Below are 14,853 nucleotides of genomic sequence, written 5' to 3'. Positions count from 1 at the left end.
GAGCTGGTGCGAGATCTTCCGTACCAGAAGCGTGCGCGGCGCGTTGCCTCCGGTATCAGCAACCCCATCGCCGGCTGGGGCCGTCACGCAGATGCCTTTTGCCCGCGCGAAACTTGCTCAGGGTTTTCCCGCATCCGCGGGCCGGCCCCTCCAACACTCGCAAAGAACCCAATCATGAAGACCTCGCAACTCGCCCTCGCCGCCGCATTCGCGGTGCTCGCCGTTACTTCCGCGCAAGCCCAGCAGTCCGCCGGCCGCACGCGCGAAGCCGTCGAAGCCGAAGCCATCGCCGCCGCCCATGCACCGAACCAGAACGTCACCCGCGGCTCGCGCGGTGCGGACCCGTTCGTTTCCACGGCCGATGCAGACGCCATGTACAAGCAGGCCGTGGACACCGCCCACGCACCGAACCAGAACGTGACGCGCGGCTCGCGCGGGCCGGACCCGTTCACGGCGCAACGCGATCCGGCCCAGGTCTACCAGGAAGCCATGGCCACCGCCGCCGCGCCCGATCAGAACGTGACCAGCGGCTCGCGCGTGAACAGCAAGGTCGTCTCGACCCTGCAGAACTCGGTGCTGCAGTCGGCGCAAGGCAAGTAAACAGGTGGGCGAGCAGGGCGGGCAGTTGCCGCGCCACTGCCCGTGAGCGTCAGCCGGTAGCGACGGCGCTCATGCATCGCCCGCGGAGCGATGCGGGGAACCGGGGCCGATGCTTCAGGCGTACGCCTTGGAAGAAAGCTTCTGCAGCATCGCGTTCTGCCGCACTTCCTCGGAATCTCGCAGGCTCTTGGCGGCGCGGGCCGCCACATAGGCAACGTACAGGGTCTCGATGGCCTTGGCCCAGTCGTGCGCCTTCTGGGAAATGCCTTCGGGTTTGGCGGCCGATCCTGTCACGGCATTGGTCGAGAGATCGTCGTCCGGTCGCGCCGGTACGTCGAACCCCACCTTGCTGAGGATGTTGGCTTTCTGAAGGATGGTGAGCATGCGGTTGCCTCTCTGATTTCATCGCATTAGCAGATTAGTGCTACTCGGCGTCGGGCGCTATCAGCCGTATGACGTATGCGCCTGTCGTCCAACGCCGGGTTGCAGGGGCTGCTTTCAAGTTTCGTGCCATGAACGGATCGGCCGGCTGCCCGGCGGCGATTGTTCGTTCCCTGGAGTTTCCCTTGCGCATGGCCCGCATTTGGGTTGCCCGCCCCGCCGCACGATCGGGACTTACCCTGAAACTTCTGAGGCCGCGTGCTGCCACACGAGCGTGGCGGCGGCCAGGTCTTCGAGCGCGCTGCCGACGGCCTTGAACACGGTGCGCTCTTCGCTGCCCGTGCGGCCGGGGCGTTGCCCGCGGCATAACTCGGCGAGCGTGCCTTGAACCTCTTGCGCGCGCAGCGTGCCGGCCGCGATCGCATCGAGCAGGTCGCCCGATTTCTGCAGCGCTTCGTTCGTGTCGATGAAGGTGCGCGCACCCACGAAGCACTGCACATCGGCCTCGCGCATCGCGGGCGTGAAGCTGCCGATCAGGTCCAGGTGCGAGCCCGGTGCGAGCCATTCGCCGCGCACCAGCGGGGCGGAGGCCAGCGTGGCGCAGCTGACGATGTCTGCGTGGCGCACGGCCGCTTCCAGGTCCGTGGCCGCCCGCGCGTTCCAGCCTTCGGTGCGCAACTGCGCGGCCAGCGCTTCGGCGCCCTCGGGCCGGTGGTTCCATACCGCCACTTCGTCGATGGGACGCACGCTCGCATGCGCGGCCGGCAGCATGCGGGCGATGCGGCCGGTGCCCAGCAGCAGAAGGCGGCGCGCATCCTCGCGTGCGAGGAACGAAGCGCCGAGTGCCGAAGCCGCGGCGGTGCGGCGCGCGGTGATCTCATTGCCGTCCATCATTGCCAGCGGCACGCCGGTATGTGCGTCGTACAGCACATAGGTCGCATGCAGCCCGGGCAGGCCGCGCGCGCCGTTGCCGGGAAAGATGTTGATGGTCTTGATGCCGAGAAAGCCCGCATCGCTCCACGCCGGCATGATGAGCACGGTGCCCTTGTCCGCACCTGCGGCCTCGATGCTGTGCACATGACGCGGCGGCACCCGTGCCTCGGCCGAGAAAGCCGCGCGGAGGGCAGGCACCAGCTTCTTGAAACCCAGGGGCGCGCGGGTGGCGGCTTCGTCGAAGTGCTTCATGGTGGGGGCGAACGCATCGCGGTGTCGAAGAAGTCCGTCAGCGCCTGCTGGTAGGTGGTGCCGAATCGCGCTGCCGCCATCGGTTCGAGATGGCCGGCGCCGGGCACCTCGATCAGCCGCTTGGGCTCGCGCGCATCGGCGAAGAGCCGCTGCGAATGCGCATGCGGAATCACGCCATCGGCCGTGCCGTGGATCAGCAGCAGCGGAATCGGCGAGATGGCCGCCACGTATTTCGATGCCGCGTAGTCGTCGCTCACCAGCAGGCCCGCGCTGGAGAGCTTGTCGTTGGCGATCGACGTGTACGAGTAGAAGGTCGATTCGATCGCCGCAGCCTTCACACCGGCCCGGTTGCCCGAGCCGACGACGGCGATGGCATTGGTACCACCCAGGCTCTGCCCGAAGACGAAGAGGCGCTGTGCATCGACATCGCCGCGCGAGCGCACGTAGTTCAGCGCGGCGCTGGAGTCTTCGAACACGCCCTTCGGTTCGGGCACGCCTTCGGACTCGCCGTAGCCGCGGTAGTCGAACACGAACACGTTGTAGTCCTGCCGCGGCAGCCACGCCACGAAGCGCCAGTGCGTCGACATGTTCTGCGCATTGCCGTGGAAATGAACCACAGTGCCCTTGGCTTCCTTCGGGTTCTGCCGGCCCACGGCGGGAATGAACCAGCCGGTGAGGCGCGTGCCGTCTGCGCTTTTGAACTGCACGCTCTCGTAGCGCAGGCCCAGCGCGTCGGGCGTTTCGTAGCGCACGCGGTCGGGGTAATAGAACATCGACTGCACGCAGCCGCCGAGGAAGAGCGGCACGGCGCACAGCGCCAGCTTCATCCATCGGCGGACGGTGTTCGTCATTGCGGACCCGGGGCGCGGCGGTTTTCCGCGAGCATGTTGCAGAAGAGGGCACCTTGCTCGATCGCATCGTCGAGCGCGATGTGCGTGTGCGGCAGCTTGTCGAACCAGCGCTTGGGCATGGCGCGCTTGGTGCTGTCGCGGTAGTCGAGCCTGAGCATCGCCATTGCGAACGACTTGACGTCGAGCGCCGAATGGCTGAACGGGCTCTCGCCAGCGAAGCGCATCAGGTACCAGTAGACGAACAGGAAGTCGAAGCCCGCCGGGTAGGCCACGAACACCGGCCGCGCGGGCAGGCCCTTGAGCCAGGCCACGTAGTTCTTCATGGCGCGCGCCGGGTCCTGCAGGTCGGTGCGGCACGCGGCCCAGGCCTCCGGCTGGGTCTTCCACCAGGCGGCGGTCTTGGGATCGGCCTCGGCGCCGGGCAGGGTGTGCAGGTTGGCGCTGAAGGTGGAGAGGAGCTGCTTGTCGGCCGTGTAGGCGGCCGAGCCGAAGCTGAGCATCGAGTTCGGGCCGGGGATGGGGCCGTCGGATTCGACGTCGGTGCTGATGTAGATCTCGGTCATGGGGTCAATCGATTTCGAGGATGGACCCGACCGAGCGCTGGAGTTCTTCGACGAGTTCGGGGTCCATGTATTTGTATTCGTCGGGGATGTCGAGCACGTGGATCGGCTTGCCTTCCAGCATCCGTGTGAATTCGGCCACCAGCCGCGACTTGTGCTTTTCTTCCATCACGAGGATGACGTCGGCCCATTCGATGTCGTCGATGGAAACGCGGTGCCGCGCATTCGGGCTGGTGCCTGCGGAGCGCGCCGCGATCAGCGGATGGCGGCGCCAGAGTTGCTCGGCGGTGGGGCTGCGCCATTGGTTTCGGCTGCAGATGAAGAGGACGTTGCGCATGGGGCAAGTTAGGCCGTTGTGGGGATTCGTCCGATCTTGTCCAGCGCCACTGTCGCGTCGTACCGGCGGCGCAGGTCTTCCGCGAGCGGTTCGGCTGCCGGGACTTTCACTGCGAATGCGGAGATGGCCATCGGCGCGGAGGATAGCGCGGCAACCCGTCGGGGCTACGGCGCGCCGATCGCCTTCGCGTCCTTCGCGGCGATCCAGCCGCGCATCACGCGGCCCTGCGCGCTCACGAAGTCGACTTCGAGCAGGTCTGCCTTCCCGGACACGACGCCCAGCACATCGCCGCGAACGACGTAGGCGCGCCCCGCCTCGCCGGGCGACTTGCGCAGTGCCGTCCTGTCGGCGACCACGCTGACCAGGCGGGTCCATGTGCCCTTGTGCGTGAGGTCGAGGTCCAGGCCTTTGTCGATCAAGGGTGGCAGCACGTTGCCGCAGCCCGGCAACTGCTGTCCGCCCGGCAGGGCAAGGCTGACGCTGTCGGTGCCGGCGGACAGCCTCCCTTCGATGGCTGGCGCGGAACCTTCGCTGACCGTGCGGACCTCGGCCACGCCCTTGGCGCTGGCGCGGCCCGCGATCCGGAAGGCGCAACTGTCTTGCTGCGCAAAGCTGCCGCTCACGGCACCGCCGCCATCGACCGCCAGCATCAGGCCTTCGTACAGGCCCGGGCGCAGCACACCGCCCGCCTGCGCCCCCGTGGCGAACACCAGCGCCACGCCTGCGGCCCACAAGGCGCCTTTGATTCCGCGCATGCTCTTCATCGATTCATCTCCCTTGGGTGTCCCGGTTTGCGGACCGTCGAATCTATCAGTGGCCCAACTGGTTCCAGTCGAGCCCGTGCTTCGCGAGGTACTTGCGGAGGCGGTCCGCATCGTTCACCACGCTGCGTTGTGCGCGCGATGCCTGGAAGAGCTGGCGCCCCGCATCGGAGAGGCTGCGCGCCTGCTTGCACACGCGAACCACGGCGTCGAGTTGCAGCCGGTCGAACAGGTCCAGCGCAGCCGCTCGCTCTTTGCCCAGCAACGCATCCAGATCCACATCGCCGCTGAGCGTCGCCGTCGGCCCGCCGTGTTTCCACAGCCAGCGCAGCCGCGCGATCTCTGCCTCGACCAGTGCGACCGGAATGCGCCCGCCGTCCGCCAGCGTGGCCAGCCGCGTCACGCTCGCCGAGAGGTCGCGGAAGTTGCCGCTCCAGATCGCCTCGCCGCTCTGCGCGAACCGCAGGTAGCCTGCGCGCGCCTCGGCATTGAAGCGCACGACGCGATGGTTCTCGGCCGCGTGAATGGCCAGCAGGTGGTCGACGTTCGGCTCGATGTCCTCGGGCCGCTGCGCGAGGCCCGGCAGGTCGTACGTCCAGAGGTTGATCCGCGCGAACAGGTCTTCGCGGAACCGCCCTTCGGCCACGTCGCTACGCAGGTCGCGGTTGGTGCCGGCGATCAGCTGGAAGTCGCTTTCCACTTCCTTGTCCGCGCCCACGGGAAAAAAGCGCTTCTCCTCGATGGCCTTGAGCAGCATGGCCTGCTCGTCGGGCCCGAGTTCGCCGATCTCGTCGAGGAACAACGCGCCCTGGTTCGCGGTACGCAGCAGCCCGGCGCGATCGCTCGCGGCGCCGGTGAAGGAGCCCTTCTTGTGCCCGAACAAGGTGGAAGCCGCACCGTCGCCGCGCAGCGTGGCGCAGTTCACTTCCACGAACGGCCCGGTCATCTGGTGCCGCGCCTGCTTCAGCTCGAACATGCGCCGCGCCAGGAACGACTTGCCTGCGCCGGTCGGCCCGACCAGCAATATCGGCGCGCGTGAGCGCACGGCGACGCGCTCGATCTCGTCGATGAGCGCATTGAAGCGCGCGTTGCGCGTGGCGATGCCGCTCTTGAGGAACGCCACCGCATCGCGCTGCTCCGCATCGAAGCGCCGCGCGATCACGTCGTAGCGCGAGAGGTCCAGGTCGATCAGCGTGCAGGTGCCGGCTTCGCCCTCGCGCTGCTTCTTCGGTGGCGAGGTCTGCGCGAGCACGCCCGGCACCACGCGAGATTCGGACAGCAGGAACATGCAGATCTGCGCGACGTGCGTGCCGGTGGTGATGTGCGTCCAGTACTGCTCGCGCTCGGTGTCGAACGCGTAGGCGCGCGCCCAGTCGTACAGGCGCGTGTAGACCTCGCCGAAATCCCATGGGTCTTCGAGGTCGAGCGGCACGAGGTTGACGGTGGTCTCGGGCGATACGGTGGCGATGTCGGCCTTGACCACTTCGGCCAGCGCCTTGTGGCGCAGCGTGTAGAGCAGTTCCATGCGCGAGACGACCATGTCCTCGTGCTGCGCGAGCGAGACGGTGGGACGCCACTTGTTCCAGCGGCCTGCGCCCTGGCCGGCATCGAGCTGGGTGCCGAGGAAGCCGATGACGATGATGGATTTTTTCTTCATTGATTGGATAAAAGGCTAGCCAAAATTATAAGAAGTATCGGATGACGTCTCTCTTGGACATCAATTTTCTAGGCGATAAGTAGGAAAAGATTCAATCAAATCAACAGGTTGCGAGATTTATTCGGCAAACGACCCAGAGCTGGCACACCCGTTGCGATAAGGATCACACATCCAAGAAATCGAACGAACAAAAAGAACCTCACAAGGAGAAGTCACATGGCCAACCTTCAACTCTTCCAGACCCGCCGTGGCGCCCTGCAGCCTTCGGCCACCGCGCTCAACGAAGCGGGTGGCGTGGCTTACGCGCTGTCGCCCAAGCACCAGCTGGCGCAACTCGCCGCAACCGGTTGCCTGAACAACACCTTCTACGCACAGGCGCAGGACCAGCTCGACGCCGTGCTGGCCCTGCACCCGCGAAGTCGATCCGGTGTTCGTTGCCAAGACCGCCGTGTACGCACGCCGTGCCGGCCACATGAAGGACATGCCGGCGCTGCTGGCCGCGACGCTGGCGGTGCGCGACGTGTCGCTGCTCGCCAAGGTGTTCTCCCGCGTGGTGGACAACGGCAAGATGCTGCGCAACTTCGTGCAGATGCTGCGTTCGGGTGCCGTGGGCCGCAAGTCGCTCGGTACGCGTCCGAAGAAGCTCGTGCAGCAATGGCTGCTCGAAGCGACCGAGGCGCAACTGCTGAACGCCTCGGTGGGCAACGCGCCTTCGCTGGCCGACGTGGTGAAGATGGTTCACCCCAAGCCCGTCGAAGCCTGGCGCGCCGCGTGGTTCGCATGGCTGATCGATCGTCCGTATGCGCTGGAGGCCCTGCCTCCGGTGACGCAGGCTTTCGAGCGCTTCAAGCGAGACCGTTCGCTCGAGGTGCCGGACGTGCCGTTCCAGATGCTGTCCGCGCTGGAGCTGGACACCCAGGCCTGGGCGCAGATCGCGCAGCGTGGTTCGTGGCAGATGGTGCGTCAGAACCTGAACACCTTTGCGCGCCACGGCGTGTTCGAACTGCCGGGCCTCGCCGATGCAGTGGCTGCCAAGCTGCGTGACCCGCAGGCCGTGGCCAAGGCGCGCGTGCTGCCGTACCAGCTGATGGCGGCCTTCACCGCAACCGGCGCCGAGGTGCCGCACGTGGTGAAGGAAGCGCTGCAGGACGCGATGGAACTCGCGCTGGCCAACGTGCCGGTGTTAGAGGGCCGCGTGGTGGTCTGCCCCGACGTGTCGGGCTCGATGAGCTCGCCGGTGACGGGCCACCGCGGTTCTGCGACCTCGGCGGTGCGCTGCATCGACGTGGCCGCGCTGGTGGCCGCCGCCGTGCTGCGCCGCAATGCGGATGCGCGTGTGCTGCCCTTCGAGACGAAGGTGGTGTCGCTCAAGCTGAATCCCCGCGATTCGGTGATGACCAACGCGGCCAAGCTGGCGGCGGTGGGTGGCGGCGGTACCTCGTGCAGCGCGCCGCTGGCGCTGCTGAACAAGGAGAAGGCGCAAGCCGATCTGGTGGTGCTGGTGTCGGACAACGAATCGTGGGCCGACCGCGCACGTGGCCGCGGTACCGCGACCATGCAGGAGTGGGAGGCGTTCAAGCAGCGCAACCCGAAGGCGCGGATGGTGTGCATCGACATCCAGCCGTACGCGACCACCCAGGCGCAGGAGCGCGACGATGTGCTGAACATCGGCGGCTTCAGCGACGAAGTGTTCAAGCTGCTGGCGGTGTATGCCGCGGGTGGCCTGGGCGCCGACCACTGGGTGGGTGTGATCGAAGAGACTTCGATCTGAGAGAAAAGAGAGAGGGTGCCGTGGGCCTTGGCCCGCGGTGCCCGATCCGAAGAAATTGAACGTCGTCGTTCGGCGAATGCAGATGCGAGTACATCCAACCATGTTCTTCCTCGCACCGAATGTTTGTCGCCGAACGGGGGTGCAAGTTGTTGTGCGAATGCAGGCAGGACTACATCTGGTTTGACCAGGGTTTGACCAGGGTTTGACCAGGGTTCGACTCCCGGCGCCGGTTCTCCGGCGTGGTCTACGTCTTGCCATCCTTGTCGCACTGTTTTTTGCAGCGAATGCTGACGGAACTACAGCCTCCAACGCTCGGGGTCGCGGGTTCGAATCCCGCCGGTCGAAAGACCGTAGCTCAGCGGTCAGAGCACGAAAACGTTTCGTCGATTCTTGTCGCTGCTTTTTTTGTTTTGAGGTGAATGCAGGTGGGTTTACAGGTAAGAGCGTCATGGTCTTGGCCATGAAGGTCCCGGGTCCGAGTCCCGGTCTGTTTCGGCAGATAGCTCAGTTCACAACCCACCGTTTCTCGTCACCTCCTTTTTCGTTGTCGTTGAACAGAAGAAAGAAGATATGTTGGAAGAAGATCGCACCCAGGAACGGATCGGCTACGTGCTGAGCGGCACCGGCTGGGCCACGTTGAGTTTTCGTGCCGATGCGGGGCCCATGGCCTTCGCGGTGTCGTACCTGCACGATTCGCTGGGCGACCTCGCTCGCATGGGGCTCGATCTGGTGAAGGGCGCACAGCACGCCTCTGCGGTCTTCATGGACGAGCCCGGCGAGGTTCATCTGGTGGTGACGGGCGAGAAGGACGAACTGGCCTTCGAGCTGCGCGGCTATCGCGATTGGGCCAGCTGGGAAATGACGGCCATGGACAACTACCAGGTGCTCGACCGCGGAACCTTCCAGCGCGTGGACCTGGTGCGCAACATCCATGCGATCCTGGAGCGCATCTATGTGGAATTGGGGCTTGCGAAGTACCGCGAGCTTTGGGTGGAGCACGATTTCCCGCTCCGCACGTACGAAGGACTCATCGCGGCATTCAAGAAGTGGCCGTGGGCTTCCTGGAAGTAGAAAACGAACAAAGAGATAGACATTCGGAGAGAAAAGAAATGAAACAGAACTACAAACTGCATGAAGTGGCCAACGGCGTCCCCGTGAAGATGTGGACCAACGGCGTCCCGGTCGAAGACGAAGCGCAAAAGCAGCTCGAGAACGCCGCCCGCCTGCCCATCGTGTTCAAGCACATCGCGGCCATGCCCGACGTGCACTACGGCATCGGCGCGACCGTGGGCTCGGTGATCCCGACCTTCAAGGCCATCATTCCCGCCGCCGTCGGTGTGGACATCGGCTGCGGAATGATGGCTTGCAAGACCACGCTCAACGCGCGCGACCTGCCCGACAACCTGGGCCCGCTGCGTTCGGCGATCGAGAAGGCCGTGCCGCACGGAAGCAACCCCAAGCGCATGGGCCGCGACAAGGGCTCGTGGGAAACGCCGCCCGACGAAACTGATGCGGCCTGGGCCCAACTGGTGGATGAGTTCGATGCAATCTGCGAGGACTACCCGCGCATCAAGAACACCAACAACCACAAGCACCTGGGAACGCTGGGCACCGGCAACCACTTCATCGAGGTGTGCCTCGACGAAGCGGGGGCTGTGTGGTTCATGCTGCACTCGGGTTCGCGCGGCGTGGGCAACGCCATCGGCACGCACTTCATCGAGCTTGCTAAGAAGGACGCCGAGCTGCACCAGCGCAACCTGCCCGACCAGGACCTGGCGTACTTCGAGGAAGGCGCCCAGTACTTCGGCGACTACGTGCGCGCGGTGGGCTGGGCCCAGAAGTTCGCGCGTGCGAACCGCGAAGTGATGATGCAGCGCGTGGTCGCCGCCGCGCGCAAGGTGATCACCAAGCCTTTCGAGGCGCACGTGGAAGCGGTGAACTGCCACCACAACTACGTGAGCCGCGAGACGCACTTCGGCGAAGACGTGTTCGTCACCCGCAAGGGCGCGGTGAGTGCCAAGCTTGGCGAACTCGGGATCATCCCCGGCAGCATGGGTGCCAAGAGCTACATCGTGCGCGGAAAGGGCAACCCCGAAAGCTTCATGAGCTGCAGCCACGGCGCCGGTCGAAAGATGAGCCGTATCAAGGCCAAGAAGCTCTACACCGTCGCCGACCAGATCGCCGCAACCGAAGGCGTGGAATGCCGCAAGGACGCCGACGTGATCGACGAAATTCCGATGGCCTACAAGGACATCGACGCGGTGATGGCGGCGCAGCAGGACCTGGTGGAGGTGGTTTACACGCTCAAGCAGGTGGTTTGCGTCAAAGGTTAGACAAAGGCCGTCGGCATATGCCCGGCCGATCAATGGAGGACAAGACCATGAGAAGCAACAAGCAACGCCGCGCCGAAATAGACGCGAATTTCCCCGGGCACGTCCCTCGCAGCGGGGCGCAGATGCATGCGCCCGACCGAGATGCGCGAGCGTGGGCGCGTTACTTTTTTCTGGAGGCCGCATGAACGCGCGTTCGCATGAGGTGACGTCGCTTTCATCGGACAAGGAGGCCGAAGTGGTTGCGTTGCGCGAAACGTTGCGGCGCCTCGGCTCGGGGTTCGAGTTTGCCGTATGTGGTGTCGCCGCGGATGTCGATGACGTCGGCGAAGCGCATCATCGTGCGGTGCTGCGCCTGCTGTGCGACGACATCGAGGCGGGCGCCCAACGCTACCGCCGGGAAGCGATCGCACGCGATCCTTCGCTCGCCTCGGTATTCGTCGCCGGTTTCGCGTTCGATACCGATGTCGATGCCGCGCGAGCCACGCCGCTCGAAGCATCGGCGGTGGTCCGCGCCGACAGCTTCGCGCCGCAGTACTACGTGGACTCTAAGCGCGACCCCGAGGAGGTCTCGTGGTTCGAATGGTTCTGCGAGGCCTTCGGCCATCCGCCTCACTTGCTGCGTGTCGCGGACGCGGCCGATTGCGCGCAGCTGTTTTCGCGTTTTTGCCAATGCACTGGACTGCTGTCGGGTGAAGACATCGTCGTGCTCGATTGGGTCGGCGACCCGGAGCGCGAACCGGAACGCAGCAAGTGGAGCAACTATTTCGATGACGGCAAGGAGTGGTGGGGCATCTGGTGCTTCACGGTGTGGAACCCGCGCCGGCGCATCCTGGCCGCGGCGATGGCCAGCCAGACCGACTGAGCTGGCCGCCGCGTTGTGCCGGCGAAAGAAAACGACAGACAAGAACGAGAATTTCGAGCCATGAAGCAAGAAGAACAGAAGGAGTTCCTCCGCTCCGCCCACCCCATAGCCCCCGCCATGCGCGAGGAGATCATGGCCAACCTGCGCGCCATCGAGCAGCGCCACGACGTCACCGTCCTCTTCGCCTGCGAATCCGGCAGCCGCGGCTGGGGCTTTGCCTCGCCCGACAGCGACTATGACGTGCGCTTCATCTACGTGAACCGCCTGCCGTGGTACCTCACGGTGACGCCGCAGCGCGATGTGATCGAGGTGCCGATCAGCGGCGACCTGGACATCAACGGCTGGGACCTGCGCAAGGCGCTGGGCCTGATGCGCGAATCGAACCCGACGCTGCTCGAGTGGCTGCGCTCGCCCGTCGTCTACCGCGACGATGCGGTCGCGATGCCGCGTTTTCGCGCGCTCTCGGAAGCGGTGTTCTCCAACGCGCGCGCGTGGCATCACTACAGCTCGATGGCGAAGAAGAACTTCCGCGAGCACCTGCAAGCCGACGAGGTGCGCTACAAGAAATACCTCTACGTGCTGCGCCCGCTGCTGGCCGCGCGCTGGATCCGCACGCAGCCCGGCGTGCCGCCGATGCGTTTTGCCGAATTGGCGCAGCGTACGCTCGACGTCGTGCGCGATGCCGCGCTGGTCGACGAGATCAACGCACTGCTCGAAGTGAAGATGCGCGCCGGCGAAGCCGCGACCAGCCCGCGCTGGCCCGGCATCCACGCGTTCATCGAAGCCGAACTGGCGGCCAACGCTGCGGTGCCGATCACGTCGCTGCCGCAGGCCGGTGAGGCGGGGCTCGACGCGTTTCTTTGCGAGACGGTCCTGCGCTTCGACGGAGCTGCGCAGGAAGGAGGCCGCGCATGATCGAACTGGACGGTTCCCAAGGCGAGGGCGGCGGACAGATCCTGCGCACCAGCCTCGCGCTGTCGGTGGTGACGGGTCAACCCCTCGCCATCGAGAAGATTCGCGCAGGCCGCGCCAAGCCGGGCCTGATGCGCCAGCACCTCGCGTGCGTGAAGGCCGCGGCCGAAATCAGCGGCGCGCAGGTCGAAGGTGCGGAGCTCGGTTCGCAATCGCTGCGCTTCACCCCGGGCCCGGTGCGCGCAGGCGACTACCGCTTCGCCATCGCCAGCGCGGGCAGTTGCATGCTGGTGTTGCAGACCGTGCTGCCGCCGCTGCTGCTCGCTGGTGCGCGAAGCACGGTGCACCTGAGCGGCGGCACGCACAACCCGATGGCGCCGCCCTTCCATTTCCTGGAGCGCGCCTTCACGCCGCTGGTGCGACGCCTCGGCGCTGACCTGCAATTGACGCTGCGCCGCTGTGGCTTCTATCCGGCGGGCGGTGGTGAGGTCGAAGCGACCATCGTGCCGGCCGCGGGCGCATTGCAGCCTTTCGACCTGATGGCGCGCGGCGCGCAGCAATCGGCCCATGCGGAATGCCTGGCACCGGGCCTGCCGCGCCATGTATCGACGCGCGAGCTCGATACGCTGGGCGGCGCGATGGGCTGGTCCGGCGAGCAATTGCGCCTTGGTGCAGTGCGTCAGAACGAAGGCCCGGGCAATGCGCTGATCGCCACGCTGGCCTATGAACACGTCACCGAGGTGTTCACGACCTTCGGCGAGAAGACGCTCAGCGCCGAGCAGGTGGCGCACGGTCTGGTGAAAGAATTGCGCGCATTCCAGAAGAGCGAGGCGGCCGTCGGACCGCACCTGGCCGATCAGCTTGCACTGCTGCTGGCCCTCGCCGTGTGGCAGGGGCGCAGGCCCGCCGCGTTCACCTGCAGCGAAGTGACGGAGCACACGCGCACCAACTGCGCGGTGATCGAGCGCTTCCTGCCGGTGCGCTTCACGATCGCCGAGAGCCGCGCGGCCTCGACGGTGCAGGTCTCGCCGGCCTGATGGAATGAAGGCGCCTGCTCGCTCAGGCGAGCGGCGTCGGTGCCATCGAGAGCCATCGACATCCCCATGCCGAGCGGAAAACTCCTTTCCGCTCGCGCGGTTGAACCGTCCGGGGAGCGCGCGGACACTCGCCCGAACCCTTTCAGGAAAGATCGAGCGATGCCTGTCCAATCCTTCGTCTACAACAGCGTTCCCCAGCGCGTGGTCTTCGGTGCGGGCTCGCTCCAGCACCTGGCGCGCGAGATCGATGCGATCGGCGCGCGGCGCGCGCTGGTGCTCTCCACGCCCGAGCAGCGCCCGCAGGCCGAGCGCATCGCCGACATGCTGGGTGCGCGCGCGGCCGGCGTGTTCGACCGCGCCGTGATGCACGTGCCCATCGAAACCGCGCGCGAAGCGCGGGATGTGGCGCAGCGCCTGGGTGCGGAATGCGCCGTGGCCATCGGCGGCGGTTCGACCACGGGGCTGGGCAAGGCCATCGCGCTCGATTCCGGCCTGCCGATCCTCGCGATCCCGACCACCTACGCGGGCTCCGAGATGACGCCGATCTACGGCATCACCGAGGCCGGCATGAAGAAGACCGGCAAGGACTGGCGTGTGCTGCCGCGCACCGTGATCTACGACCCCGAGCTTTCGCTGAGCCTGCCCGTGGGCATGAGCGTGACCAGCGGCATCAACGCCATCGCGCATGCGGCCGAAGGCCTGTACGCGAGCGACGCGAATCCGGTCATGGACCTGATGGCGCACGAAGGCATCGCCGCGCTGGGCCGCGCATTGCCGGCGATCCGCGCATCGGCGCAGGACCCGGTCGCGCGCAGCGATGCGCTCTACGGCGCCTGGCTCTGCGGCACCGTGCTCGGCAATGTCGGCATGGCGCTGCACCACAAGCTGTGCCACACGCTGGGTGGCAGCTTCAACCTGCCGCATGCGGAGACGCACACCATCGTGCTGCCGCATGCGCTGGCTTACAACGCCGCGGCGGCGCCCGAAGCCATGGCGCGCATCGCGAAAGCACTCGGTGCAGGCAATGCGGCGCAGGCCGTGTTCGACCTCGCGCGCGACAACGGCGCGTCGGTCGCGCTGCGCGACATCGGCATGAAGGAGTCGGACCTGGACCTGGCCTGCGCGCATGCGCTCCAGAACCAGTACCCCAATCCGCGCCCCCTGGAGCGCGATGCGATTCGTGCCTTGCTGCAGAACGCGTGGGAAGGTGCGCGGCCCTGACAGGGCCGAGGGAGCGTGTTCTTACAGGCCGGCCTGGCGGGTGAACGACACCGTGGGCTTCTTGTAGGCCGACGGCACCTGGTCGCGATAGAACGCGCGCTTGTCCAGGCTTTGCAGCGGGTCGTGCGCGGTGGCGACGGCTTCTTCGCGCACGCTGCTGCGCTCGCGCGTGGAATTGGCGACGGCCACGCCTTCGGCGGCGGCGTCCGAATAGATGTTGCCGCTGCGTGCGGTGGCCACGGCTTGCGCCTGCACGTCGGCACGGGCTGCGGCCGAGGTGATCGCGTGCACGCCTTCATAGGCTTCGGCGTGCGCGCCTGCAGCACCCAGCATGGCGAGCGCTGCGGCGGAAAGAGCGATGAGTTGGCTGGTTTTCATGATGTGT

General features: G+C 66.1%; 16 protein-coding genes. 8 read left to right on the top strand and 8 right to left on the bottom strand.

The features are described 5' to 3' along the window. Positions 1-174: 174 nt before the first annotated feature. Positions 175-600 carry a hypothetical protein gene (locus tag M2282_RS22560; protein ID WP_280810998.1) on the top strand — a complete coding sequence of 142 codons (426 nt, stop codon included), beginning with the start codon at positions 175-177 and terminating at the stop codon, positions 598-600. 114 nt (positions 601-714) lie between these two features. Here the strand turns inward: M2282_RS22560 and M2282_RS22555 are convergent, their stop codons facing one another. From M2282_RS22555 to rtcR, 7 genes are all read right to left on the bottom strand, one after another. Beyond that, on the bottom strand, positions 715-984 hold the full coding sequence (locus tag M2282_RS22555; RefSeq protein ID WP_280810997.1) for a hypothetical protein: 270 nt from the start codon (positions 982-984) through the stop codon (positions 715-717). A 231-nt stretch (positions 985-1,215) separates the two neighbouring features. Continuing rightward, on the bottom strand, positions 1,216-2,166 hold the full coding sequence (locus tag M2282_RS22550) for an ornithine cyclodeaminase family protein (protein ID WP_280810996.1): 951 nt from the start codon (positions 2,164-2,166) through the stop codon (positions 1,216-1,218). Next, on the bottom strand, positions 2,163-3,017 hold the full coding sequence (locus tag M2282_RS22545) for an alpha/beta hydrolase (protein ID WP_280810995.1): 855 nt from the start codon (positions 3,015-3,017) through the stop codon (positions 2,163-2,165). The genes M2282_RS22550 and M2282_RS22545 overlap by 4 nt, the downstream gene beginning before the upstream one ends. Next, entirely contained in the window at positions 3,014-3,580 is a 567-nt protein-coding gene (locus M2282_RS22540) for an exonuclease (RefSeq protein WP_280810994.1), read from the bottom strand. Before M2282_RS22540 ends, M2282_RS22545 begins: the two co-directional genes overlap by 4 nt. A 4-nt stretch (positions 3,581-3,584) precedes the next feature. Then, a complete protein-coding gene (locus M2282_RS22535; RefSeq protein WP_280810993.1) occupies positions 3,585-3,914 on the bottom strand; it encodes a low molecular weight protein tyrosine phosphatase family protein in 330 nt (109 codons plus the stop codon). 164 nt (positions 3,915-4,078) lie between these two features. Continuing rightward, positions 4,079-4,669: a hypothetical protein gene (locus M2282_RS22530; RefSeq protein ID WP_280810992.1), complete on the bottom strand. Its 591-nt coding sequence runs from the start codon at positions 4,667-4,669 to the stop codon at positions 4,079-4,081. Between the two features lie 55 nt (positions 4,670-4,724). Beyond that, the gene (gene rtcR, locus M2282_RS22525; RefSeq protein WP_280810991.1) at positions 4,725-6,332 is read right to left on the bottom strand and encodes an RNA repair transcriptional activator RtcR; all 1,608 of its coding nucleotides are present in this window, start codon (positions 6,330-6,332) and stop codon (positions 4,725-4,727) included. A gap of 427 nt (positions 6,333-6,759) precedes the next feature. Here rtcR and M2282_RS22520 point away from each other — a divergent pair, with 427 nt between their 5' ends. The 7 genes from M2282_RS22520 to M2282_RS22490 all read left to right on the top strand — a co-directional run bounded on the left by M2282_RS22520 (position 6,760) and on the right by M2282_RS22490 (position 14,468). Continuing rightward, positions 6,760-8,103, top strand: coding sequence for a vWA domain-containing protein (locus M2282_RS22520; RefSeq protein ID WP_280810990.1), 1,344 nt, complete (start codon positions 6,760-6,762; stop codon positions 8,101-8,103). Between the two features lie 570 nt (positions 8,104-8,673). Beyond that, positions 8,674-9,174: a hypothetical protein gene (locus M2282_RS22515; RefSeq protein ID WP_280810989.1), complete on the top strand. Its 501-nt coding sequence runs from the start codon at positions 8,674-8,676 to the stop codon at positions 9,172-9,174. A 38-nt stretch (positions 9,175-9,212) separates the two neighbouring features. Beyond that, positions 9,213-10,436 carry an RtcB family protein gene (locus tag M2282_RS22510; RefSeq protein WP_280810988.1) on the top strand — a complete coding sequence of 408 codons (1,224 nt, stop codon included), beginning with the start codon at positions 9,213-9,215 and terminating at the stop codon, positions 10,434-10,436. A gap of 181 nt (positions 10,437-10,617) precedes the next feature. Then, positions 10,618-11,298 carry a hypothetical protein gene (locus tag M2282_RS22505; protein WP_280810987.1) on the top strand — a complete coding sequence of 227 codons (681 nt, stop codon included), beginning with the start codon at positions 10,618-10,620 and terminating at the stop codon, positions 11,296-11,298. 60 nt (positions 11,299-11,358) lie between these two features. Next, complete coding sequence (locus M2282_RS22500; RefSeq protein WP_280810986.1) at positions 11,359-12,213, top strand: nucleotidyltransferase domain-containing protein; 855 nt, start codon at positions 11,359-11,361, stop codon at positions 12,211-12,213. Next, complete coding sequence (gene rtcA, locus M2282_RS22495) at positions 12,210-13,247, top strand: RNA 3'-terminal phosphate cyclase (protein ID WP_280810985.1); 1,038 nt, start codon at positions 12,210-12,212, stop codon at positions 13,245-13,247. Before M2282_RS22500 ends, rtcA begins: the two co-directional genes overlap by 4 nt. Before the next feature lie 159 nt (positions 13,248-13,406). After that, entirely contained in the window at positions 13,407-14,468 is a 1,062-nt protein-coding gene (locus tag M2282_RS22490; RefSeq protein WP_280810984.1) for a maleylacetate reductase, read from the top strand. Positions 14,469-14,489: 21 nt separating this feature from the next. On the opposite strand, the gene M2282_RS22485 is transcribed toward M2282_RS22490, so the two are convergent. After that, on the bottom strand, positions 14,490-14,846 hold the full coding sequence (locus M2282_RS22485) for an alpha/beta hydrolase (protein ID WP_280810983.1): 357 nt from the start codon (positions 14,844-14,846) through the stop codon (positions 14,490-14,492). Between the last annotated feature and the right edge of the window lie 7 nt (positions 14,847-14,853).

Origin of the sequence: Variovorax boronicumulans (assembly GCF_029892485.1) — a bacterium.
GTDB classification, from domain to species: domain Bacteria; phylum Pseudomonadota; class Gammaproteobacteria; order Burkholderiales; family Burkholderiaceae_C; genus Variovorax; species Variovorax boronicumulans_B.
This window is presented reverse-complemented; position numbering and strand designations above follow the sequence as displayed.

Coding starts and splice junctions, on each gene's coding strand:
- M2282_RS22515 (WP_280810989.1), top strand. CDS start 8,674: ATGTTGGAAGAAGATCGCACCCAGGAACGGATCGGCTACGTGCTGAGC.
- M2282_RS22505 (WP_280810987.1), top strand. CDS start 10,618: ATGAACGCGCGTTCGCATGAGGTGACGTCGCTTTCATCGGACAAGGAG.
- M2282_RS22550 (WP_280810996.1), bottom strand. CDS start 2,166: ATGAAGCACTTCGACGAAGCCGCCACCCGCGCGCCCCTGGGTTTCAAG.
- M2282_RS22490 (WP_280810984.1), top strand. CDS start 13,407: ATGCCTGTCCAATCCTTCGTCTACAACAGCGTTCCCCAGCGCGTGGTC.
- M2282_RS22500 (WP_280810986.1), top strand. CDS start 11,359: ATGAAGCAAGAAGAACAGAAGGAGTTCCTCCGCTCCGCCCACCCCATA.
- M2282_RS22545 (WP_280810995.1), bottom strand. CDS start 3,017: ATGACGAACACCGTCCGCCGATGGATGAAGCTGGCGCTGTGCGCCGTG.
- M2282_RS22555 (WP_280810997.1), bottom strand. CDS start 984: ATGCTCACCATCCTTCAGAAAGCCAACATCCTCAGCAAGGTGGGGTTC.
- M2282_RS22535 (WP_280810993.1), bottom strand. CDS start 3,914: ATGCGCAACGTCCTCTTCATCTGCAGCCGAAACCAATGGCGCAGCCCC.
- M2282_RS22485 (WP_280810983.1), bottom strand. CDS start 14,846: ATGAAAACCAGCCAACTCATCGCTCTTTCCGCCGCAGCGCTCGCCATG.
- M2282_RS22530 (WP_280810992.1), bottom strand. CDS start 4,669: ATGCGCGGAATCAAAGGCGCCTTGTGGGCCGCAGGCGTGGCGCTGGTG.
- M2282_RS22510 (WP_280810988.1), top strand. CDS start 9,213: ATGAAACAGAACTACAAACTGCATGAAGTGGCCAACGGCGTCCCCGTG.
- rtcA (WP_280810985.1), top strand. CDS start 12,210: ATGATCGAACTGGACGGTTCCCAAGGCGAGGGCGGCGGACAGATCCTG.
- M2282_RS22540 (WP_280810994.1), bottom strand. CDS start 3,580: ATGACCGAGATCTACATCAGCACCGACGTCGAATCCGACGGCCCCATC.
- M2282_RS22560 (WP_280810998.1), top strand. CDS start 175: ATGAAGACCTCGCAACTCGCCCTCGCCGCCGCATTCGCGGTGCTCGCC.
- rtcR (WP_280810991.1), bottom strand. CDS start 6,332: ATGAAGAAAAAATCCATCATCGTCATCGGCTTCCTCGGCACCCAGCTC.